Below are 23326 nucleotides of genomic sequence, written 5' to 3'. Positions count from 1 at the left end.
CGTATATAATATTACAATAACGTGCTGTATATTTGAATCATAGAATTAGTGGATAATGCACATTGATTATATTTTTTGTGGGGATAGAAAATATTCAAAGTGCAAATAAAGTTTACTAAAGTTAGGTTTGTTAGAAAATCTCGACCACAAGTCGAGATTTTCGCTTTTTAGACACTTAGCTAACGTAAGTAATCTTAATAATTTTCTCTGTTTTTTCAGTTACTTTATAGGTGTCATCCATTCTTTTTCCTACAATCCAAACTACTTTATTTTTATCTACAAGAACCCAAATTTTCTCCTTTTCGGTTGCTGAAAGCTTTTCATCTTTAAAAAATTTACTCAATTTCTTAGACCCACTCATTCCAAAAGGCTTGAAACTATCTCCTTTCCTCCATTTTCTTAATTTCAATGGAAAGTTCAATTTTTCGGCATCTAAATAAATAGTATTCTTTTCTGTTTCACCAATAGCTATAGATTGCTCAATTTCTAATTTAATTGGTGCGCTTATTCCCTCTTCCGCAACCAAGTATTCCTCATCTATGGGATTTATAACAATTTCAGTAAGAATCAATTCATCGCGATTTTTTAAAAGTCTATGAGTTTTAGATAGAACTTGTTTGCCTGTTTGAGCATCTAGCAAGTTGGAAACATCATTCCATTCGGTAAAACCAAAATCCTTAAGCAATTCGTATAATAACTCTTCAGTATGGGGTAACTCCCGTAGTTTTTGGATATTTAAATGGTATGAATCAGATTTTTTGGAAATAACAAGTTTGTACACCAATGACATATAATCGTCTATCAAATTTTGAGATGCAATTAGGTTGTCTTGTGTCTTTTTAAAGTTTTTAAGGAGGTTTTCATTAGTTTCTTTAAATCGAGGAATAACCTCTAACCTCAATTTGTTTCTAAGATAATCCGTTTTTTGATTGGTACTATCTTCTCGCCATTTAAGCTTATTTGCTTCAGCGTAATTAACTATTTCTTCTCTTGAAAAATTCAATAATGGCCTTACTACTTTCTGATTCTTTTTTGGAATTCCTGTAAGTCCGTTTAGGCCTGTTCCTCTTGAAAGATTTATAAAGAAAGTTTCTAAATCGTCATCTAGATGATGAGCTGTTAGTAGATAATCGTAACTAAAATTGGATAAAATCTCTTCAAACCAATTATATCGCAATGTTCTGGCTGCCATTTGGGTTGAAACCTTTTGTTCATCCGCATACTTACTAGTGTCAAATGTTTCAGAAAAAATTGGTACATCTAATTTTTCAGCTAATGCTACTACAAATTGCTCATCGCCATCACTTTCTTCTCCTCTGAGTGAAAAATTGCAGTGTGCAAGAGCGATTTCAAGATTTAAGTTTTTAATTAAGTGCGTTAAAACCACACTATCTACTCCCCCACTACAAGCAATAAGATTTTTTTTCCCTTTTAAGAATGAAAAGTTTTCCTCGATATGTTTTTTGAAGTTAGTTAGCACTTAAATGAATAAAAATAAATTAATAATTATACCTGCTATTACTGCTATTCCGAAGCTCAACATAGTACCAATAAGCACGTATTCTGTTTTTAACGTTTCATCATTTCTATAGCGTAGAATTGATTTTGCAGCAATCAAAAACCCTACAGCTGAATATTGTGAAACGATGATAAATGTTAGCGTTAGAATTCTTTCTAACACCCCAATTACTTTTCCTGCATTGGGCATTTCATTATCGCTGGAGACCTGTATATCTGTTGCTTTAAATACTTCTCTAATAAAAATATTCGCAGGTTTTAAACACACCAAGTATCCTGCTATTATTAATAGGTATTTAAAATCTATAAAGGTGTTTACAAAGGGATTTATTCCTTGCCATATATCAAACAAAAGAACTACTACTGTTAAAATTATTAAGTGTAAAGCCTGATCTACAAAAAAAGCGTACCTACCTAAATATTTACTGTTATTAAGATGGAGTTTAAATCCATCAATTAAGAAATGAGTTACAGTGATTATTGCTGCAGCCCAAACAAACTCAACTTGTAATGATAATAGCCATGATAATACAAAGCACACTAAAGCGTGCCAATACAAAAATGGACTTTTAAAGCCTATTGTGTTTTTTTGTTTAGCTAATTTATTAGTTTGGAAAAAGTAATCCAAACACAAATGCGCTATAAATTGGAGGAGCAATAATTCCTTTATTCCCATAGTGTTTTAGTTTGTAACTATCATTTTATAGTAATTTACAGCTTCTTCAATTGCATTCCAACCTACACTAGTCGAGTGTTGATTTACTGCAGACTGCCCAATACCTAAACGTTTTGCAATTTCATCTTCCTGATTATTCATCAGCTTTAAATATAAAACCTCACATTGTCTAGATGTTGCTTTACTTATTAACACGTCTAAAAGTGCTAGTAAAGGTTGGAAATTTTTATTTAAAGACTCGTCTTTTGAAGCAAAAAACAAGGTGTTTTTTATAACGATTCGCTCCTTATTATAGGTCGTTTCTCCACTTATTTCGCGTCCTGATAAGTAAATAGCATCACCATCAATAATTCCATCTTTAGGACTATACCTACTCAATTCACCATAACCTATAGCAAGGCGAATTCCGTGTATCTTAAATTGTTTTACTCTACTGTCGGAGGTTTTATAGGTTTTAACTTCAATTGGAATTGCTTTTACAAAACTCTTTATAGCTAAAGCCACTTGTAATCCTTCCGATGCATTTGGCACTACACATTCTATGTAGTCGCCTTTAATAATACGACCATATACATTAAATTCTTCCTCTAAATCTTTTAGAAGATTCTTTAATTTTTCCTCTACAAGTTTACGGTCTTCCCCTGTTAAACTAGTAGAAGATATGATGTCGCCAGATATAACCGAATATTTCATTCATTATAAATTTATTCAAATATACAAATTTATTAGTCATAATGCTAATAAATATGCTTTATAAGCCAAAACACTAATAAATAAAACTTATCAGTTAAAAAGCTAATAAACTAAGATTATAATGGAGGGTTAAGAACTAAGCGCATTGCTTTTGCTTTCAGCAGACACTCTTCGTATTCATTTTCTGGGATAGAATTTATTGTAATCGCACTTCCTACAGAAAAGCTAACATACTTTTCAATAGAATTATATAGAATACTTCGAATAACTACGTTAAAATCGAAATCGCCTGAAGGTGTAAAATAGCCTATGGCACCACTATATAATCCGCGTTTAGCATCTTCAGTACTTTCAATAATTTGCATGGCAGAAATTTTTGGTGCGCCTGTCATACTTCCCATTGGGAATGTATTTTTTAAAATATCTACACTAGCAGTTTCTGAACTCACTTGACAGGAAATTGTAGAAATCATTTGATGCACTTGTTCAAATGTATAAATAGCACATAACTCCTCTACCTTTACACTACCCTTCTGAGCTATTCGAGATAAATCATTACGCACAAGGTCTGTAATCATTATATTTTCACTGCGTTCTTTAGGATCATTTTGAAGTTGTTTTATCATATTCAAATCATCAATTTCATTATCTAGACGCTTAGCCGTTCCTTTAATAGGTTGTGAGACTATAGTATTTCCGCTTCTTTTGATATATCGTTCTGGAGAAGCCGAAAGTGCATGTAATTCATTCAGCTTCAAAAAAACGGAAAATGGTGGTTTTGAGATTTTATTGAGTTCAATAAAGGTATTTAAGGGGTCTATTTCAGCATTTTCAGAATAAAACTCTTGACATAGATTTGCTTCATAAATATCTCCTCTTTTTATGTGCTCTAAAAACTTATCTACCTTTTCGATATAATTAGCTTGAGCTGTACGAGCTTTAATATCCAAAGCCTTATGAGGGTTAATGTATTTGGATGAATGTAGAAGTTCTGAAATTTCCTTCCAATCAGATTCTAATTCATCATCGACCATATTTAAATAATGAACCTCAACATTTTCTTCAGTAAAAAGAAAAAGCTTTTTAGGTTGAAAAAAATATAAGTCAGGAAAATATAAACCGTCAAAGTTATTGGATTGAAGCGGCTCTACATCATTTTTAAGGTCGTAAGAAAGGTAACCAAAAATCCAATCGAGAGTTGTGGTTTGATACTCTTTTAATTTATCAAAAGCATCATACGCATCGGTTTTTATTGCCGTAAATGCGTCAACTGCAAGTATAGCTTGATAGCTTTCGTGAGCTTGTTTATAGCTGTTTGAGTCTAACCATACAACCTCATCATATTGCTGCGCCCATTGAAGGAAGCTTTGTTTAGATGCTTCGGTTAAAGAAAAAGGAAATTTCTTAACAGTCCGCATTAAATTTCAATTTGATGTACAAAGTTTTGAATAACGTCTATAAAACCTAACAGTAAAATTTCATTGGTAATGGTGTTTTCCTGTTCTGAAAAATTTTCAGAATAAGATGGGAAACTAAAGCTCTCAACTACATTTGCACCAAAGCGAGGAAGTGTATTTTTTGTGTACTCCAAAGCTGAAGCTGCTCCGCGTTTGCCATTAGAAGTACTCATTAACAACACTTTTTTTCCTTCTAGAAACTTTCTATCTAAACGGGATAACCAGTCTAACGTATTTTTAAAATAAGCCGAAATATTTCCGTTATGTTCATTTACTGAAATTACGAGAGCATCAGACTCCTGTATCTTGTTGTTGAGCATTTTTAAATTAACAGGATAACCTTTTTCGCGTTCAAGGTCTACGCCAAACATTGGCAGATCATAATCTGTTAGTTTAATAATTTCAGTATTGTGATTTGGGATGTGAGTTGCAGCAAAGCTTACAAGTTTATGGTTAATAGATGTACTACTATTACTACCTGCTAGGAAAAGAATTTTACTCATTCTATAAGTTTATTTGGGCGACAAAGTTATTGAAAAAAACCCGCGCCAAACAAGTTTGACGCGGGTTCTTAACTATTGAAATTATAAATTTTTATTGCTTCACTATTCGTTTAACAATACTTGTGTTTTGGGTGTTAATTTTCATAAAGTACATTCCTGCAGCTAGATTCTCCATTGAAATTGAAGTTTCTGCACCAGACTTACTTAAATCGATGTTTTTAACAACACTTCCTTTTACATCAGTTATCACAGCATTTACAAGCTGCTCAGATGTTTTATTGGCCAATGTAATAAAACCAGAAGTTGGGTTTGGATAAAGTGCAATGTTATTAAAGAACTCATTATCATCTACACCTAAAGTATCTTCTACTGTAACTGTGAAAGTACAAGTGCTTTCATTTCCAGAAGCATCTGTAGCAGTTAACGTAATAGTTGTAACCCCAGCATCTACCATTGTTCCTACAGCAGGATTTTGTGTAATAGTAGGAGTTAAACTACAGTTATCAGTTACTACTGCGTCAGCTGTATAATCAGGTAATGTAAACTGAGTACCTGGGTGTACCTCAACTACCACATCGGCAGGACAAGTAATAACTGGCGCTTCAGTTTCTGCAGTAATTTCAGTTAAAGTTCTTAATGCTTGGCATCCTGTTGGGCCGATATTAATATCAGAGTTAGGAACTCCAAAATCTGAAGGTTCACATACTCCAGACCAATCAGCAGCTGAATCTGTGTCTCCGTGTCTTCTAAAAGAATCAGAACCACAATCATTCGTAAAGCTAGCGCCTGCACCAGTCCAATCTAAATCGGAAGCAGTTATGTTGAAACCTGCAATTGTTAAATTCAGGTTTGAAATTTGAGAAGCACTAAAGCCCCAAAAAACAGAGTCAACAACGTTTCCGTCAGGATCAATAATTATAATCCATCCAGTACCAGTACTACCCCACCAAATATTATTACCCCAATAATCAGGTCCACTTTCATCACTAAATACTCTTACAGAATTTTCATCCATGTGGAATAATGGCCTTACAATTGAATTAACTGTATTTATGTTTGTATATGGTTGATCACTTACTGCAACTTTGTATCCTACATAATCTGTAGCTACTCCAATGTTTTGAATTTCAAATCTATCTGGAGTCTCAACGCTTATTTCAGAAATAACCAATTTAGATAATAATCCTGGTTCACTTTCTTGTGCATAAACATTACTATCGTCTGTTGGTGTGAATGTATAAGATGTTCCTTCGTGTAAAAAGTTTCCTCCTGTTGGAGCGTCAAACCATCTAATAATGTTTGAAGGGTCGTTAGGAGTTGCAGTTACAGTAACTTCTTCACCTATACAAACGTCTGTTGCTCCTACAGTAGTTGGTCCATCAGGAACTGAAAGAACTTCAATAGTATCAGTGTCAGAAGATGCAACTGTACAATTACTAGCTTGAACAGTATAAGTAACTGTATGAACTCCAACACCAGCAGCAATAGGATCGAAGCTGAATGTTGATCCATCGCCGTTATCTGTTACACCTGGTCCGCTATAAACACCACCTCTTGGGGCACCACCAGTTAAATCAGTCATCACATTTGAAGAAACACATACTTCTTCTAAAACACTTAATGAAGCACTTGAAGGAGGTGTATCAAAAGCTTGAGTTCCATCACTTCTACTTCCTGAAGATCCTTGGTCTGCACTATAACCTAACCCTCTTTTTGCAAAAGCTTCCCATAGCAAGCACTCATTTGCACCGCCATATATAGCTTGATCTGCTGCAATAATTGCATCACGACCGTCAACAAATCCTGGGCTACAAGGTTGTAACTTCAATCCTTCAGTTACAATAGCCATAGCCATAATGTTTCCTGCATCTTGGTTTACATCACCAGTAAAATTGTATGGATTCGGATCGTAACCATGTTCATCGATTAATGCCCAAGTTACTTCCCATAACATTTGTGCCCATACAGAACCTACGCCGTGTGGTACAGCAGCTGTTTTAATAAAATCATAAGTTTGAGGATTCACACTCATATCCGTACTATAAGGATAATCTCTAATACCTCCACCGTTTGGTCCTTGACCAAATAAGTATGTTCCTACAGCTCTAGGGTCTGTACCTACATCACCTGGAGAAATTGTTAGTAAAGCTCCAAAAAAGTCACTCCAACCTTCTCCCATTTGTTCTGAATTCTGCAAACATCCTGCAGCAGATGGACCACCAGTTAATCTATTTGAAATACCGTGTCCGTATTCGTGTATAACAACTAATGAATCGTAATCTCCATCTTTATCACCACAAATGTACATTTGCATTGTTGGGTTACCTCCATCTGGTGGAGTTCCAAAGTTTGCATTACAAGTACCTGAACCATCTTGAGCTTCAGCATTTACTGAGTCACCACCAATACCGCCATTACCGTAGTTATTTTCTTGAAAGTTTCCACTTTCTTCATCAAAACCGTACATATACATTACGTCGTGAATGATGTTATTTAAATAAAACAAGTTAGTAATTGCAGCATCTTCATATTGGTTAGAACTTGAATATGTTTGACTAAACGGATAACCTGTAAAATCTAGATTTGGTCCTCCGTTTGGTTGATATCCTGGGTTATTACCATCTTCGTAAGCATTTGCATTATTACCACGTGTAACTGTATATTCTGCTCCAGGAACTCCATCAGTATCGTGCCATCCGTAAGGAGAAGCAACAGGATGTGCTGGTTGAACTTCTATTGATCTGTTTCCATAATATGGGCTCTCAATAGGTAAAGCAAATGCCTCATAACATTCAGTACAGTTAGTATTATTAGATTTCGCTACTAATTCTGCATAGTTAGGCACGTCAAATAAATTGGTGTTAAAGTTCATTTCTTTCACGTCATTACTATGGTCGTGATCAAAATTACAGCTAACCATCCAGTCTGCTTTATCTAAAATTTTACCAGTAGTAGCATCAACTCTTAAACTCCACCAGTTTTGTTGGCTTTTCTCTTGAATTGAAATATCCCAAGATAAAACTAATTGATTGTCATCGGTAATAGCATACACGAGTTTTGCAGGGATAGGACTTAAAGAAATACCTCCATCACTTAATAGTGTTTCTTTAGAAGCACCTTTAGCTTTATCTAATACAGTTAAAGACTCATTAAGCGTAAAACCTAATTGCATTGCTGCAGCCTGAACTGCTTGCGAAGCTGTTAATCCTGGTTGTGTATTTCCAAATAATTTTTCGGAAGTACTTTTAATAAATTTACTGTCTTGTGAAATAACAGCACCATTTGGTAAAGTATGAATTCCAGAATCGGTACCGTAAATCTCGATATCGTTTAATAACTGTCTGAAATAAACGTGTTGAATTCCACTTGTACGACTTTTAGATTCGTCTGTAACTTGCCATTGAAGGTCTTCAGGTAGTAACTCTCCTTTCTCTACAAATTGATTCAGTTGGTCGGAAATAGTCTTTGAAAAATCCTGAGCAATCATACTGCCTGAAAACAAACAGACAGCTGCCAGAAATAAATTTCTTGTAACTTTTTTCATGTTTTTTTGGGGGTTGATTTTAATTAATATGTATAAATTGTATTATTTGTGCTTGTAAAGCTATTAAAAAATAGTTCTATTACAACCTTTACATTAGCATCCCTATTTATTTAACATTTTTAAACAAGAGTTTTTATACTTAAATATGTTTCGACAATATGAGTACTTTTACAGAAATTAAATTATCATCTAAATGAACGAGAATAAAGCTTCTGATATCAAAAAATCAAAACCACGCAATCTACCGGCTATTTTAGGATGGGCTGCTGCTATATTTTTTATGGGAGGAATTTTGTGGATGCTAAAACAAAATAACGATTTGAATAAAGCTCTACAAACTGCTACTGTTCAGAATACAGTTTTAAAAACCAAAAATTCTGAAACAGAAAATCAATTAAAAGAAAGTAATAAGGTTCTTGAAATTTTAAGAGCTAAAGATGTTCAAACTTATACATTAGCAGGTAACCAAGCTGTAGCGCCTACCGCTTTTGCTAAGGTATATTTAAACCAAAAAGAAGGAAATACTTATATAGATATTAAAAACCTACCTACACCACCTAATGGGAAGACTTATCAAGTTTGGACACTCAAAATGGAACCCTTTTCCGCAACAAGCATTGGTTTAATCAACCTTCAAAACAACGTTGCTGATGGAATATATAAATTTTCAGATCTTTCTTTATCTGAAGCTATTGGTATAACTTTAGAGGAAGAAGGCGGTAGTGAATCACCTAATCTTTCGCAATTGTACACATTAGGAACTATAGCTAAGTAATAACCTTTCTATTTTAGAAAACAAAAAAAAGAGAACTACTTGAGTTCTCTTTTTTTGTTTTATAGTAGTTCTATTAAAATGGCGGAGCCAAATAAGGAAAGCTGTTGGAGAATTCAGCATCATTTGAAGGGACTCCATCTTCAGTTAATCCTGGATTCTCTGTCCCATCGGCACCTCCATAAATTAATTGAAGTGTTGTATTCATCACATCTTCCCCTAAGGCTCTTCCTGTTAATATATCAACACCGTTTGAATAAGTAGTTTCTCCTGTTTCAGCTAACCATAATACATCGTTTGACAACAAAGTAGAAGAAGCAGCTGCGTCTAATCCCCATACGTTTGTTGTATAATTTGGGTTTAGTAACAACAATTTACTTTCCATCATACTCTGAAATTCAACTTGCATTTTTGAAGGTACCGTTACATTGTAAGTATCTCTATAGCCTAATGTTCCAAACATTGTATTTATAGATGGTCTTCCCATTTGGTCTTCCTGAATGTAAACACCACTAAAGTCTAAACCACTTTCATCACAAGGGTCACACATACTTCCACCGCAGTCTATTCCAGTTTCATCTCCATTCTTTATACCATCGGAACAAGTAGCATTAATAATAATATTATCGTCGTCGTCTTTACATTGGGTGAATAATAATAAGGAACCTAATGCAGCAAAGAGCGTTATATATTTTAAAGTTTTCATGTTTTTTGTTTTGTTGATTAACACGTTTTAAATCTTTCTTTTAGACTCTACCCAAACATTATACATTGGAGTATCAGGTGAAAATTGATTTACCCCTACTGTACCACCTGGAAGCATTGATTTTGGAAGTTCAATTACTACACTTAAAACATTTTTTCCTGCGTAATAATCTGTTCCTTGAGAACTGAACTCTGTTGCATCGCCAGCTAGAATACTGTTGTACTTGTTTAGATCAAAAAAGAAAGGATCTTCACGTGGCCCTGCAAATAATTTTATTCCATCTATTTCAGCAACTTGAATATCATCTATAGTAGAAATTTTCACACTTCTTCTTGTGCTTGAGGTTAAAATAGTACTTCTTAAACCTTCATCCCCCGTATACTCAGGAACTGCTGGACCAAAGAAATGCATAGAATCTCCACGTTTGATAGCTTGAATAACTAAATCTTCTTTAAGGTCGTTGTCTTTGTCTATATTAAATTCTATAAGTACAGATTCGTCAAAAACAGCTTGCTCGGTAGCCTGTCCTGCTGGCAGTAATCCTTGAATATTAGCTACAAAAACAAAGTTATTATTGTTTTCACCTTGAAAGGCGTAAAAATCTGCAATATCTGCAGAAGAACCTTTTACCGATGGAGCATCCATATGATCTGCCGACATCAAAAAAGCAGATAATGCAACCATTCCAAGGCCACCTATGACTGCAAAAAGTTTTGATTTTTTCATCTTTTTAGTAAGTTTTTATTAATTAATTTTACTTGTTCATTTTAACTTAGGTCTAAATGTACAATCTTGATTTTCAAAAATGCGATATTTTTTGGGAAACAAGAAAAAATCAAGGCTTGAACAGTCAAAAATAACTATAATTAATTCGATGAACCCTTCAGCACCCGATTGGATACTAAAATTCTTAAATCTATTTGAAAAGGAGGAACTTGTTGATGCTTTTAAAAACAACCATCAATTTTATGAAGCTTTAAAGCAAACAGGATTTATCTATGGTGTTACTGTTTCTGTTATTCCGAAAAAATCTCTTGGACATTTAAAATACACTAAAGAAGAGCTTACTAAAATTAATCTCTTTCATACTTTACTTTTTCAATATTTTCAAAACAACGAAAATGGCAATTACGACGATGCCATAAAAAGTATTCTAACATTTTATAATCATTTAGAAAAAGGGAAAACAGGATTTTTTCAAATGTTTTCTATAGCACAAAGTCCGTCAAACACTTTAGAACATATACTAACAGCGCGATTACAATCGGTTAATACTATTTTAAAGAAGAATACAATTTCTTTACTCACCCACGCCCTACTCTACCTTGATGTTCTTGCATTTAAACATTGGCAAAAAGATCCTAGTTCAGTGAAATCTTATTATCGTGAATTAGAATCCACTACCTTAACTGCATGTTTTTACACCTTAGTTTCTAAAAAAGAAAAAACAAAATACGATAAGTTATTAGTAGAGTTTTTTGAATCATCATCAGATTATATAATAGATTATAGTGAAGGTGGAGCGGCTACTTTTTTAGAGAGTTTAAACTACCTCAACAGCGATATAAACTCATTAGAAAAACAATTTATCTTAGACTTGTGTTGCCTTACTGTTTGGGAAGATCTTACAATGGATATTTCTGAACATCAGTTTTTACAACAATTATTAGTCACCTTAAATTTCTCTGAAAAGGATTTAGAAGGAAGTCTTTTATCTCTTAAAAATTTTGCTGAAAAATACACGGAAAAAATTCTACTTTTTGAATATTCACACCCTGTAAAGCAATTCTACAAGCAATCCTCTGCAACGGTTAAATTACTAATTCTTAGAAATAAAGATAGACTTGCTAGAGAACTTGAAGAAAGTGGTGAATTAGTTGTTTTACTTGGACATTCAACAATTCGTGATCTAACAGCAGAAGAAAAGTATAAAGTGAAAGAGCAGTTATTAGACATTTGTAAGTCTATACCTTCACTAACCATTTTTCTCTTACCGGGAGGAAGCTTGCTACTACCGCTATTAGTTAAATTTATTCCGAAGCTATTACCATCTTCTTTTCAGGAGAATAGAATTAAATAAGTTTTGAATTTTACTCCAACCAAAGTTTAAAGTCTTTCACCCGCTCACGTGCAACAACAACTTCTTGTTCTTTATAGCTATTTAACTTCAATTGAAGTCTAGAGTTTGTATAAGATATTATATCCTTGATTGAGTTTATATTTATTATATATTTCCGACTGATTCTAAAAAAAAGTTCTGGCGAAAGTTCCTGTTCAAGCTGTTCTAAAGTTGTTTCTAAAAGATAATCTCGCCCATCTACAGTGTGTGCATAAGTTCCTTTATTTTCAGAATAAAAACACTCTATCTCATCTACCAAAATCATTTTGATATGCTGCCCTATTTTGGTTGTAAATCGTTTTTTATACTCGCGTTCAACCGGATTTACCAGAAGCTTTTTAATGTCCTCAAAATTAATTTGTAGATTTTTATTTGAAGGTTTTAAAAACATGTATTTTTTAACGGCAGCTTGTAATTCTTCTTCATCTATAGGTTTTAATAAATAATCTATACTATTAAGCTTAAAAGCCTGCAAAGCATATTCATCAAAAGCTGTGGTGAAAATTATCGCACTGTTAACCTCAACAACATCAAATATTTCAAAAGAAAGTCCATCACTTAATTGAATGTCTAAAAAAATTAAATCTGGATGTTTGTTAGTCTTAAACCACTCTACAGCTTCTTCAACACTGTGTAGCATTTCACTTACATTTACATCTTGTTTCGCTAACATACGTTGAAGATAACGAGCTGACGGTTTTTCATCTTCAATAATTATTACATTCATATAGTTTCGTAAAAATTGTGTGGGTAATTGTAGCGTTTTCATTTACGTGTTTTCACACTAAAAGTACTTAGCCACCTTTGAAAATTAGTTTTATTTATTATTTGAATTTTGATTGTTGCTAATTGAAAATCAATTTGCTATTGCTCTTCTAAAAACTGTTTAATTTTCTTTTCTTCCCATCGCTTTAAAAAAACGTTTTCAAGTTTAAATTCAAAGAAAACATAAATAGCGTGTGATACTAAACCTATACCCCAGAAAAAAGCAAATGCATAATTACTCCAGTTTTTGAAATCTAAAGGTTTGTTGTTAAAAACATTAGCTGAGAAGAGAAGGACTATAATATTAACTACTACAAAAACTAAAAGATGACTATAGAACCCTTTTAAAGTTTCGACTTTTTTCTTAGCTCTTAAATAGGATAAACTTTTCTTGACCTCCATTTTTAAAATGATTAAAATTCACTTTTATTTTCTCGTTTTTTCTCCTCTTCCATATACTGCTTAATCTTACGATTTTCCCAATCTTTACCCATAAATGGTGCCCATTTAAATACCTTAATAGCCTGAAAAAATATTCCGATTCCCCATCCAAAAGCAGCCCATAAAAACCAAGGATTTTTAAATTCGTTTACATAGTAATTTAGTCCCGCTAAGGCACAAATGAAAATAACATACATGGCAACATTAGTGTAAAACTTTTTCATTTCCTCTACACGTCGTTTTGCCTTGATATATTTATAATCTTCTTTATTTATTTCCATAACTGTAATTTTAAACCTTATCTTAAAAGTACCGAATATTGAGCTCTATGTAAAGAGAAAGGCGCCGAAGTGTTAATAATAAGTGATGAACAGTAAATTATTCATCTTTACTCATTAGTTCACGAATCTTTCTTTCTTCCCAAGACTTGCTAAAAAACGGATTGTATTTAAATGTTTCTGATGCGTGACCAATTACTCCAAATCCCCATCCGAAGATTGGAAATAGCGCCCAAGGAAATCCTGCGTGGGAAATTATATTTAAGTAAATAAGTACTGGAATAAAAAACACGAAAATAGCTAAATGCACATAAAACCATTTTAGCTTCTCCACTCGCTTTTGAGCTTGTTTAAATTTCTTTTCTGAAATATATATTTTTGATGAATTCATAACTTCAAAGTTTTCTGTTAATATTGGTATTGCAACACTAAACTCCTCTTGGTTTTTACTAATAGTAACGGGTTGCTTAGTAAGAAGCGCATACCTTTCTCGAATGTTTCGCAGCCCCAAGCCTGTGCTTTCTTTTAAAACTTGTTTAGGCTGAATATTATTGGTTATTATTAAAATCCCATCTTTTTCTGTTATAGTAATATGAAGTTTTTTCGATGGCATAACTTGATTGTGTTTTACAGCATTTTCCAACAGTAATTGCAGCGATAATGGCACTACCTTCGCTTGCGAATTTTTTAAATGTTGTGGTGTACTAAAAATGATGCTATCCTCAAATCTTACTACTAAAAGAGACATGTAGAGTTCGGCAAACTTTAGTTCTTCTTCTAGCGTAACCAGCTCTTTATTCTTTTGTTCTAATACATAGCGATATACTTTTGAAAGCGAAGTTGTAAATCGAGTAGCTGCTTCTGGATTTTCTTCAATTAAACTAGTTAGTACATTCAGGCTATTAAAGAGAAAATGAGGATCTAATTGATTTTTTAGAGCATCAAACTTTGCTGATGCTGTTCCAGCAATTAGTTTTTGTTCGGTTACAATGGTTTGCTGTTTATTTCGATAGTAATAAAAAGAATAAAATATTGCAGTAATTACTACAGAAATAATGAATGAGAGATAATAGTAATCAATCTTTTCAGAAGAAATAAATACTGAAAAATCTTTCCCTTCTATTCCTACTTGTGTAATTATACGAATAACAAAAAGAGCTACTAATGTAACTAAAACACCTCCTAAAAGCCCTTTTAAAAGGTTTTTAGTTTTAAAGACTTGATTGGGAAATGTTTTGAGTAAAAACCCAAAATAGTATGCATTAGCCAAATATAGAATTACAGAATATAATTGGTTGTACGAAAAAGCAATCAGCAGCTGACGACCATTTTTAAAGAAATGTCCATTTATATGTTGAATTATCACAAGAATGATAAACACAATAGTCCCTACAAAAAATGCTTTCCCTATGTCTTTAAAAATGCGCATTGAATGATTATTTTAAAAATTACACACAAGAATATCAGTTGATTAATAATCTTGAAATTAGGAAAAGGTTTACTTACAACTTTCTGCAACAATTTGTTTTGCTCTTTCTTCACCATAGGTTGGGTAGAACTCTCCTTCGGGTTTAAAAGTAGCAAAAAGTTCTATCGCACGTTGAAGGTCTTTGCAGTAAGTATCTATTGTTTGATTAAAATATTTTGCACTTCCTATATCCCACTCAGCTTTAGCCAAGATCATTCTTGGATTTTCTGGAGCTATAGCTAAAGCTTGGTTGTAAAGCGCAGCAGCTTTTGGAGAATAAGTCATTCCGTATTGCTGCCCGTCAAACACAATCCAGGCGGTATACAACTGTGCTTGCAGCACTAATAATTCAGGATTACCTTTTGATATAGCTGTGGCATCATTTATAAAATTCTGTGCTTTGTCTAGTTGTGCTTTCAACTTCGCTGCGTCTTTTTCTGTGAAACTGTTTATAATATTTATTTGAGCTACATAATAAGGCGGCAGCCAATTGTCTGTTTCTGCGGTTGCAATTCTTTCAAACATATTGGCTGCTTCCCAAGACTTATCTTCCTGCCAAAGCTTAAATGCTTTTTGCATTCCTTGTTGGTATTTGGTTGGTTCCGAAACTTCTGTTGAAGTTGTTTGAGCCTCTACCTGCATAAAAAAAGCAGTTAAGACTATACTTAAGTAAGTGAGTACGTTTTGCATAATTGATATTTTAGTTTTGGTTTAAAGTTTTATTATTATTCAAATTTCCTTTAATACTTCTATTATTTAAAAATGAAACAACCGAAATGTTGATTACATTGACTGAATTGTAATATTAAACTCCTACAGATTATCTAGTTGATTATTTTTCCCGTCTTCACTAATAGTCCAAAAGAAACCAACAAAAAAGAATTGATCTGCTGCTGGAAGTAATTTCCTTCTAGCAAAATTCCCATTGGCATCAGGAGTATTTGCGTACTGATATCCATTCACATTTTTAAAAGCGAAGGCATTGTTTATGGAGAAATAAAGTATCTTTTGTTGCGATAATAAATACGCCCAGTTTAAACTTACACTGTTATAATCTCTTGTTTTTTTCTGAAGAAAGCCAGGCGAATTTAAATCGGTGTAAGTTCTACCACTGCCGTATTGATAGCTAAATCCTATCTGACTTTTCCAATCGTCAATCCAATATTTTGCAACAATCGAAAGATTATGAGTATTAGCAAAGTTTGGTGTGGCCTTAATTGGGTAGTCTTTATATTTTCTTTCGGTATCCAAATATGAATAGCTTACCCAATAATCTACATTCTTTATACTTTCGTTATCGCGCCAAAAAACATCCAATCCTTGGGCATAGCCATTTCCTGTATTATCAAACAAACTATTTACATCGGGAATGGTTTCGTTGTATGTTACAAGCTTATTGTATTGCTTTCTATACACCTCAGCACGAAATATTCTATTGTTTGCAGCATATTGATAATTCAGTATGTAATGTTGGGTATGTTGAGCTTCTACGTCTGTAGTAAACTTTAAAATTTCATTATCTGGTTGTTGAAAGAAATCTCCGTAAGCTATGGAAAGCTGACTATTCTTACCTGTTTTAAAAGCAAATGATACTCTAGGTGAAACTGTAACTTCCTTAAACAATTCACTATACTCCCCACGAGCACCTAGTTTTAATGCAAGTTTTCGAGAGAAAATGATATCTGCTTCGGTAAAAAAGGCAGACACATTATTTTTAAACCCAAGCTTTGCTGAAAAGTCAGACGCATTATATTTTTCATCAAAATCGGTAAGAAACTGTTCCACACCAAAATTCAGTTTGAAATAATTACTAAAACGTTTGTTGAGTTTTAATTTTAAATGTGCCGAATTTTCAACATCCTTTATATCTGCTTTGTCGATGTTTACTTTTGTATTTGCGTATGTATAACTCCCACCTCCAAAAATTGACCAGCCTTTATTAAGTTTTTCAGAGTAACTAGCATTAGTATAGAAGTTCTTATTATTCAACTTAAAATACAATCCTTCTGCTAGATTAATATCTTCTTGTGTTAGTTCAAAATTTGAAGAGTCGAAAGCGCCATAAACCTTTAATAATCCGTCTCCAATTTTTTGTCTAAAAACAGCCTCTCCGGAAGCTGTTTCAAAGGGTTTTTCCCAAGTGTTTCTATCAGGAAGCACAGCAATGTAAGGAGCAAGATTTATATAAGATGTATTCAGACTCAATGATGACTTATTCCACTTTTCGGTGTGTCCTACCCCTCCACCAACGCTCATAATAGCAATATTTGTCTTTTCCTGTACAGGTTCGTCTATGGTATTCAATAGTAAGACTGAGGATAACGCTTGTCCGTATTCTGCAGAATAACCTCCAGTAGAAAATGTTATGCCATCAAACAAAAAGGGACTGTATCTTCCGCGAGTTGGGATGTTATTGGTTGTAGGGCTATAGGGTGTAAAAACTCGAATACCATCAATAAAGATTTGCGTTTCACCTGCATCCCCACCACGGACAAAAAGGCGTCCATCCTCAGCAACCGTTGTTGTGCCTGGAAGCGTTTGTAACGCCCCTACAAAATCACCAACTGCACTTGCTGTTGTTACTATATCCATTGGCTTTAAAACAGAAATTTTACTATTATCACCCGCTGAAAAGGAGCCTGCAGAAATTGTTACTGTTTCTAACGAATTTACATCGTCACGCAGAACAACTTTAAGATTTTTTAGTTTCGAAACATCATCTATCATTGTAAATGTTTCAAATGAAACATACGATATAGTTAAGGTTTGTACTCCAGTTTCAGTAGTTTCAAATGTGAAATTTCCATTTTGATCTGATGTAGTACCATCATAAGTTCCGATTAAATATACATTTGCCCCAAATATTGGAACACCTTTGTTATCGGTTACTATTCCTGAAATTTTGCTTTGTGCAAAAAAGGAAAATGGAAACAGAATTATTAGAAAAAAGACTACAGAAACTTTCATCGAATGGTTGATTTTGATTTACAGTTCAAAGATGAATTTTCTACACGCCCTTTCTGAATAAAACAATCTGAACTGTAAAAAAACACAGCTCAATTGTAACTCAAATTTCTTCTTAGATTTTAAAAACTCATATTAAATTGATAATCAGCACACAAGCTACGAATTATCCTTAAAACATTAATAACTAACACCTTATTCTAATTTATAAAATTCAAATTATCGATATAGTTGTTTTACCTCTATCATTCATAGTCCGAACAAAAACAGAATTATTGTATCTTCGGTTTAAATCAACTTTAAAATGACAGATTCAGAAAAAGTAGATATTTTCATCAATAAACAGACAAAGTGGAAAGATAAGCTTCAACTTCTACGCAGTATTGTTCAACAAACCGAATTAAAGGAAGAAGTAAAATGGGGCAAACCCACTTACACCTTTAATGGAAAATTAGTAGTTGCTATGGCTGATTTCAAAAATCATTTAGCACTTTGGTTTCATCAAGGTGTGTTTTTAAAGGATGAAGCTAAAAACCTTATTAATGCCCAAGAAGGAGTAACTAAAGCCTTAAGGCAATGGCGTTTTAAAGAAGATGATGAAATTAATCCCAAGCTCATTTTACAATATGTAGAAGAAGCAATTGAAAACGCTAAGGCCGGTAAAGAAATGAAGCCTGTTAAGAAAAAAAATGTTTCAATACCTCTTTTACTTAAAAGCGCATTGGCAACTGACAAAGTTTTAAAAGAAAGCTTTAGCAAACTAACCCCTGGTAGGCAAAGAGAATACGCTGAATATATCGGTGAAGCAAAACGAGAAGCAACCCAACAAAAACGCCTAGATAAGTCTAGTGAATTAATTAAAAAAGGCGTTGGATTACACGATAAATATAAAAACGACTAAGAAAATAATTCCTAATCTAATTAATTATGAAAACAGATACTTACACCAAGGCTATTCTAACAATCATTGCAATTTGCTTAACTTTTAATGTAGTGAAAGATTTGAATCTAATTCCTTCTGCTTATGCTAATAAAAGCAAAGAAATTGAACCTATAAATAATGTAATGGATGTACGTTTAGTGGACATTAATACCTACGACCAACTTAATGTCAATCTAAAGAGCATTGACACTTACGATGAAATGAAAGTAAATATTAAAAAGGTTGAAACTTCAAATGCATTAGATGTGAATATAAAAGAAGTTGGAGGGAGTTGGATAACAAGTGGAAACCCGATTCCTGTAAAAATCAAGTAATTGTTTAAAGCTATTTTATTTTTTGAAAGGCCTAATAATTAATCTGGCAGCTTTATCGTAATTGATATAACTGTAGGTCCAATTAAAAAAAGTTACCACTCTATTTCTAAAGCCAACTAAAAACCACAAGTGAACAAACATCCATAAAAACCAGGCTATTGCACCTCCAAAGTGTAATTTCCCTATATCTACAACTGCCTTGTTTCTTCCAACGGTGGCCATAGTCCCCTTGTCGTTATATTTAAAAGGTTTCATTTTTTTGCCATTCAGCATTCTTTTAAAATTATCTCCCAAGTTCTTTCCTTGTTGGATTGCGGGTTGGGCTACTTGGGGATGACCTTTAGGGAAGTCTTTGGTCTCCATTAATGCAATATCTCCTAAGGCGTAAATGTTTTCAAAACCTTCAACCTTATTAAATTGGTCAACCTTATACCTATTTGCTTTTTCAATTAAAGCTTTTCCATCAATACCATTTATTAATGCTCCAGTTACCCCTGCAGCCCATATAAATGTTGCAGTTTCAAAGGTCTTTCCATCCTTTGTAGTAACGGTTTTGCCATCATAACTATTTATAAAAGTTTCCAAATAAAGTTCAACGCCAAGTTTTTCTAAAAACTTTTGTGCTTTTTTTGAAACCTGTTTACTCATTGGTGGCAATACCCTATCCTGCCCTTCAATAAGGTGAACATTCATTTCTTTTTCGTCTATATCGGGATAATCAAACTCCAAAATTCCTTTTCTAAATTCGGCTAAAGCTCCTGCTAATTCAACACCCGTAGGACCAGCACCGGCAATCACAAAATTTAGCAGCCGTTTTCTTTCTTTTACATCTGAAGTAATATCGGCTTTTTCAATATTTTGCAACATCAAACTTCGGATGTTTAAAGCTTGAGGAACTGTCTTCATCGGCATACTGTTTTCAGCTATACTATCATTCCCAAAATAATTTGTGCGCGTACCAGTCGCAATTATTAAGTAATCATAAGTTAGACTACCTATAGAGGTGTAGATAGTATTTTCTTCAGTATTAATACGTTCGACCTCAGCCAATCTAAAGTGAAAATCAAGATTTTTCCTAAAAATTTTCCGAAGTGGATATGCTATAGAGTCTGGTTCAAGACCAGCTGTAGATACCTGATACAACAAAGGTTGAAAAGTATGGTAGTTATGTCTGTCAAAAAGTACAATTTGTAGATTTTCATTCCTAAGCTTTTTTATAAAGGAAACCCCAGCAAATCCGCCCCCTATCACAATTATGCGTTGGTTTTTAGTTTTAGGAATATTCATAGTTTTAATTTTTATTAAAGTTACAAATTGTTAAGATGCTTCATTTAATTTTTATGACTTTTGTAACAAAGCTAAACTAGCATATACTAACCTATTACCAACAAAATAACTTTGAACAAAGAGCTGGAACATAGTTTTGTCACTCAAATTGAGGAAAACCAAAACATTGTACATAAAATTTGCAGGTTATACACCAACGACAGTGAAGCGCACAACGATCTGTTTCAGGAAATAACCATACAATTATGGCGTGCATATCCAAAATTTAGAGGAGATAGTAAGTTTAGCACTTGGATGTATAGGGTTGCTCTTAATACAGCAATTACACTTTATAGAAAATCGAAAAGAAGCATAAAAACACAAGATTTTGAAGGAGTTAGTTTTAAAATTTCTTCCGAACCTTATGACGATACTACCGAACAACAACTAAAACTAATGTATCGTGCTGTTAAAGATTTAAACGATATAGACAAAGCACTTGTCTTTCTCTACTTAGAAGACAAGAATTACAAAGAAATTTCCGAAACACTAGGTATTAGTGAGGTAAATGCAAGAGTGAAGATGAACAGAATAAAAGGAAAATTAAAAAACATTTTAAATCCGTAGATTATAATGGATGAATTAGAACTTTTAAAAAAACAATGGCAAAGCCGCGAGCAGGATTTGCCACATTTGAGTTTTAACGACATTTATAAAATGCTGTTGAAAAGGTCATCTTCCATCGTGAAGTGGATTTTCTATATCAGTATCGCTGAAATTATTTTTTGGACAATTTTATCATTCTTAGTTCCAGAATCGAACACTAAGTTTAATAATGATATTGGGATACACAATACCCTTATTGTTGTAAACATCCTCAATTATTCAGTATTTGGAGTTTTCATCTATTTGTTTTACAAGAATTATCGAAAAATATCGATAACCGACTCTGTTAAGGAGCTGATGCAAAACATTCTACGCGCACGTAAAACTGTGAAGTACTTTGTGATTTACAATGTTACTGCTACAGCAGTATTACTTATCTGTATTAATATTTATTACTACCTGAACCAAGATATAGTTTTCAAATATATGGTTGAAGATTTTGGTTTAAGTAATGTTACTCAGGAAAGGTTTATGAGTATGTTTTTTTTAAGCCAAATATTAATTGGCATCGTACTGATAGTACTAATACTATTATTCTACAGAGTTATTTATGGTATCTTAATGAAAAGATTGTACAAGAATTATAAAGAGTTAGAAAAGATAGAATTATAAAAGTATCTACTTGGAATTTCTCTTAATAGCGCCATTGTCTTTCCTTATTAAGTTCTTCTTCACTCTGAATTTCTTCAGAAGGAATCACTTTAAGAAATGAAGGATGTTGCTCTATAGCGTACTCTAATTTCTCTACTATTTCTTGAATGGTATCGTTTTCATAATCGAATTCTAAAGGTTTTTTAATATCCATACTTTGAAGGATACCACGCTTCTTAATTCGAAGTCCTTTTTTATCAAAAGACCTTCTAAAACCATCAATTACAATAGGAACTACTACTGGTTTGTTCTTTTTTATAATATGTGCTGTACCGCGACGAATAGGTTTCCAAGGCTTTGTTGTTCCCTGTGGAAAAGTAATAACCCAACCATCATTTAGCGCCTTTGTGATGTTGCTAACATCACTCATTTTTACTTGTTTATTTACTTCTTTTCCTTTTTCACGCCAAGTTCTTTCAATACTAATTGATCCGGCATAAGCAAGAATCTTAGGCAGTAATCCAGCCTTCATCGTTTCTTTTGCTGCAACAAAATAAATATTGAGTTTAGGACGCCATAAATAACCAACGTTTTTGATACTATCCTCTCTTCCGCTTAAACTAGCATTAAAGACGTGAAGCATCGCTGCAACATCGGCAAAATAAGTTTGGTGATTACTTACAAAGAGAACATTGGTATCTGGAAGATCTTTTATAATCTCACTTCCATGAATTTTTAGCTCATTAAACCCTTTAAAACGTCTATGAGTTAAAACCCCAGCTATACGTATAAGCCAGAGTTTAAAAAAAATTATATGCCCGAATGGGTTCTTTTTAAAAAGACTCATTTATCAGTTCAGTTTCTTTAAATGCAAACAATGAATAATTGCAGAAAACAGTTGATAGACTGTTTACTTTTATACTGCAATACACTTATTAACAATCAAGTTGATTAAACGCAAATATACTAAAATATGCTTTTATAGAACTTTTTTAAGCATTTCTCGCACCTCATTGAGCATCATTGCAGTAGCACCCCATACTACATAACCATTTAGATTAAAAGCTGGCACATTTATGCTCGTAGCGTAAGAAGTGGATAGTGTTTGAGTAATTATATTTTCATCATTCATAAAATCGTGTAAAGCTACTTCAATCAAAGCTTCAACCTCTTTTTCTTCAGCTACAAATTTTGGAGGTTCCGTTGTAATTCCTAAGAATGGTTGCACAAAAAAATTGCTCGGAGGAATATAAATTTCTGTAAGTTCTTTTAATACCGAAATAGCATTTCTAGAAACCCCAACCTCCTCTTCTGTTTCGCGAAGTGCAGCATCTTGCAACGAATTGTCTATAGCTTCAAGTTTTCCACCAGGAAAACCTACTTGAGCAGAGTGCACCCCCTTATAAGTCTTCCGAAGTATTAATATTAAACGTGTTTCTAACGTTTCTGTGGGATAAAACAACGACATTACTCCGGCTTTTTTTGCAGTATATTTAAGTCTAGCGGTTTCTTTTAGCTCCTTTAATCGCTCTTCAGGCGCCATTTTAAACTGCACTGCTTCACCTGGAAGTTCCATTTTTCTTACTTTTACAATTCGTTTTTCAAACTCACGGAAATTCATTTATAAAAAGCCTATTAATTA

Annotated in this window: 23 protein-coding genes; 6 read left to right on the top strand and 17 right to left on the bottom strand. The window is 33.2% G+C overall.

Annotated elements, in window-relative coordinates; all coding sequences use genetic code 11:
* Window positions 1-175: 175 nt before the first annotated feature.
* From tilS to G3A46_RS11605, 6 genes are all read right to left on the bottom strand, one after another.
* Window positions 176-1480, bottom strand: a complete 1305-nt coding sequence (gene tilS / locus G3A46_RS11630; RefSeq protein WP_165149984.1) for a tRNA lysidine(34) synthetase TilS — start codon at window positions 1478-1480, stop codon at window positions 176-178.
* Window positions 1481-2194 carry a DUF3307 domain-containing protein gene (locus G3A46_RS11625; protein ID WP_165149982.1) on the bottom strand — a complete coding sequence of 238 codons (714 nt, stop codon included), beginning with the start codon at window positions 2192-2194 and terminating at the stop codon, window positions 1481-1483.
* A 6-nt stretch (window positions 2195-2200) separates the two neighbouring features.
* Window positions 2201-2887, bottom strand: a complete 687-nt coding sequence (locus tag G3A46_RS11620; protein ID WP_165149980.1) for a fumarate hydratase — start codon at window positions 2885-2887, stop codon at window positions 2201-2203.
* 116 nt (window positions 2888-3003) lie between these two features.
* Entirely contained in the window at window positions 3004-4305 is a 1302-nt protein-coding gene (gene pabB, locus G3A46_RS11615) for an aminodeoxychorismate synthase component I (RefSeq protein ID WP_165149978.1), read from the bottom strand.
* Entirely contained in the window at window positions 4305-4847 is a 543-nt protein-coding gene (locus G3A46_RS11610; RefSeq protein ID WP_165149976.1) for an NAD(P)H-dependent oxidoreductase, read from the bottom strand. Before G3A46_RS11610 ends, pabB begins: the two co-directional genes overlap by 1 nt.
* A gap of 91 nt (window positions 4848-4938) precedes the next feature.
* Window positions 4939-8391: a M36 family metallopeptidase gene (locus G3A46_RS11605; RefSeq protein WP_165149974.1), complete on the bottom strand. Its 3453-nt coding sequence runs from the start codon at window positions 8389-8391 to the stop codon at window positions 4939-4941.
* A 193-nt stretch (window positions 8392-8584) separates the two neighbouring features.
* Here G3A46_RS11605 and G3A46_RS11600 point away from each other — a divergent pair, with 193 nt between their 5' ends.
* Window positions 8585-9166: an anti-sigma factor gene (locus G3A46_RS11600; RefSeq protein ID WP_165149972.1), complete on the top strand. Its 582-nt coding sequence runs from the start codon at window positions 8585-8587 to the stop codon at window positions 9164-9166.
* Window positions 9167-9239: 73 nt separating this feature from the next.
* Here the strand turns inward: G3A46_RS11600 and G3A46_RS11595 are convergent, their stop codons facing one another.
* Entirely contained in the window at window positions 9240-9869 is a 630-nt protein-coding gene (locus G3A46_RS11595; RefSeq protein WP_241836891.1) for a DUF4331 family protein, read from the bottom strand.
* Window positions 9870-9896: 27 nt separating this feature from the next.
* On the bottom strand, window positions 9897-10595 hold the full coding sequence (locus G3A46_RS11590; protein ID WP_165149970.1) for a DUF4331 family protein: 699 nt from the start codon (window positions 10593-10595) through the stop codon (window positions 9897-9899).
* Window positions 10596-10743: 148 nt separating this feature from the next.
* Between G3A46_RS11590 and G3A46_RS11585 the strand changes: the two genes are divergently transcribed.
* A complete protein-coding gene (locus G3A46_RS11585; RefSeq protein WP_165149968.1) occupies window positions 10744-11949 on the top strand; it encodes an LETM1-related biofilm-associated protein in 1206 nt (401 codons plus the stop codon).
* 10 nt (window positions 11950-11959) lie between these two features.
* Here the strand turns inward: G3A46_RS11585 and G3A46_RS11580 are convergent, their stop codons facing one another.
* The 6 genes from G3A46_RS11580 to G3A46_RS11555 form a co-directional block, all read right to left on the bottom strand.
* Window positions 11960-12715: a LytTR family DNA-binding domain-containing protein gene (locus G3A46_RS11580; RefSeq protein ID WP_165150132.1), complete on the bottom strand. Its 756-nt coding sequence runs from the start codon at window positions 12713-12715 to the stop codon at window positions 11960-11962.
* Between the two features lie 137 nt (window positions 12716-12852).
* Entirely contained in the window at window positions 12853-13155 is a 303-nt protein-coding gene (locus tag G3A46_RS11575) for a 2TM domain-containing protein (protein WP_165149966.1), read from the bottom strand.
* A gap of 11 nt (window positions 13156-13166) precedes the next feature.
* Complete coding sequence (locus tag G3A46_RS11570; RefSeq protein ID WP_165149964.1) at window positions 13167-13475, bottom strand: 2TM domain-containing protein; 309 nt, start codon at window positions 13473-13475, stop codon at window positions 13167-13169.
* 97 nt (window positions 13476-13572) lie between these two features.
* Entirely contained in the window at window positions 13573-14901 is a 1329-nt protein-coding gene (locus G3A46_RS11565; RefSeq protein ID WP_165149962.1) for a 2TM domain-containing protein, read from the bottom strand.
* Between the two features lie 69 nt (window positions 14902-14970).
* Window positions 14971-15630 (bottom strand): hypothetical protein, encoded by a 660-nt coding sequence (locus G3A46_RS11560; RefSeq protein WP_165149960.1) that lies wholly within the window; start codon window positions 15628-15630, stop codon window positions 14971-14973.
* Between the two features lie 123 nt (window positions 15631-15753).
* Complete coding sequence (locus G3A46_RS11555) at window positions 15754-17907, bottom strand: TonB-dependent receptor (protein WP_165149958.1); 2154 nt, start codon at window positions 17905-17907, stop codon at window positions 15754-15756.
* Window positions 17908-18208: 301 nt separating this feature from the next.
* Here G3A46_RS11555 and G3A46_RS11550 point away from each other — a divergent pair, with 301 nt between their 5' ends.
* Entirely contained in the window at window positions 18209-18805 is a 597-nt protein-coding gene (locus tag G3A46_RS11550) for a DUF1801 domain-containing protein (RefSeq protein WP_165149956.1), read from the top strand.
* A gap of 26 nt (window positions 18806-18831) precedes the next feature.
* A complete protein-coding gene (locus G3A46_RS11545; protein WP_165149954.1) occupies window positions 18832-19161 on the top strand; it encodes a hypothetical protein in 330 nt (109 codons plus the stop codon).
* A 15-nt stretch (window positions 19162-19176) separates the two neighbouring features.
* On the opposite strand, the gene G3A46_RS11540 is transcribed toward G3A46_RS11545, so the two are convergent.
* Complete coding sequence (locus G3A46_RS11540) at window positions 19177-20448, bottom strand: NAD(P)/FAD-dependent oxidoreductase (RefSeq protein WP_165149952.1); 1272 nt, start codon at window positions 20446-20448, stop codon at window positions 19177-19179.
* 111 nt (window positions 20449-20559) lie between these two features.
* Here G3A46_RS11540 and G3A46_RS11535 point away from each other — a divergent pair, with 111 nt between their 5' ends.
* Together G3A46_RS11535 and G3A46_RS11530 are read left to right on the top strand one after the other, a co-directional pair.
* Window positions 20560-21054 carry a sigma-70 family RNA polymerase sigma factor gene (locus G3A46_RS11535; protein ID WP_165149950.1) on the top strand — a complete coding sequence of 165 codons (495 nt, stop codon included), beginning with the start codon at window positions 20560-20562 and terminating at the stop codon, window positions 21052-21054.
* 6 nt (window positions 21055-21060) lie between these two features.
* Window positions 21061-21705, top strand: coding sequence for a hypothetical protein (locus G3A46_RS11530; RefSeq protein WP_165149948.1), 645 nt, complete (start codon window positions 21061-21063; stop codon window positions 21703-21705).
* A 22-nt stretch (window positions 21706-21727) separates the two neighbouring features.
* Here the strand turns inward: G3A46_RS11530 and G3A46_RS11525 are convergent, their stop codons facing one another.
* Both G3A46_RS11525 and G3A46_RS11520 read right to left on the bottom strand, forming a co-directional pair.
* On the bottom strand, window positions 21728-22531 hold the full coding sequence (locus tag G3A46_RS11525; RefSeq protein WP_139854450.1) for a lysophospholipid acyltransferase family protein: 804 nt from the start codon (window positions 22529-22531) through the stop codon (window positions 21728-21730).
* Between the two features lie 132 nt (window positions 22532-22663).
* Window positions 22664-23305 carry a CoA pyrophosphatase gene (locus tag G3A46_RS11520; RefSeq protein ID WP_165149946.1) on the bottom strand — a complete coding sequence of 214 codons (642 nt, stop codon included), beginning with the start codon at window positions 23303-23305 and terminating at the stop codon, window positions 22664-22666.
* Between the last annotated feature and the right edge of the window lie 21 nt (window positions 23306-23326).

It is taken from the genome of Aequorivita sp. KMM 9714 (assembly GCF_011065475.1).
Lineage (GTDB): Bacteria > Bacteroidota > Bacteroidia > Flavobacteriales > Flavobacteriaceae > Aequorivita > Aequorivita sinensis.
Note: the sequence above shows the minus strand (reverse complement) of the source record. Positions and strands in the feature narration are given on the sequence as shown.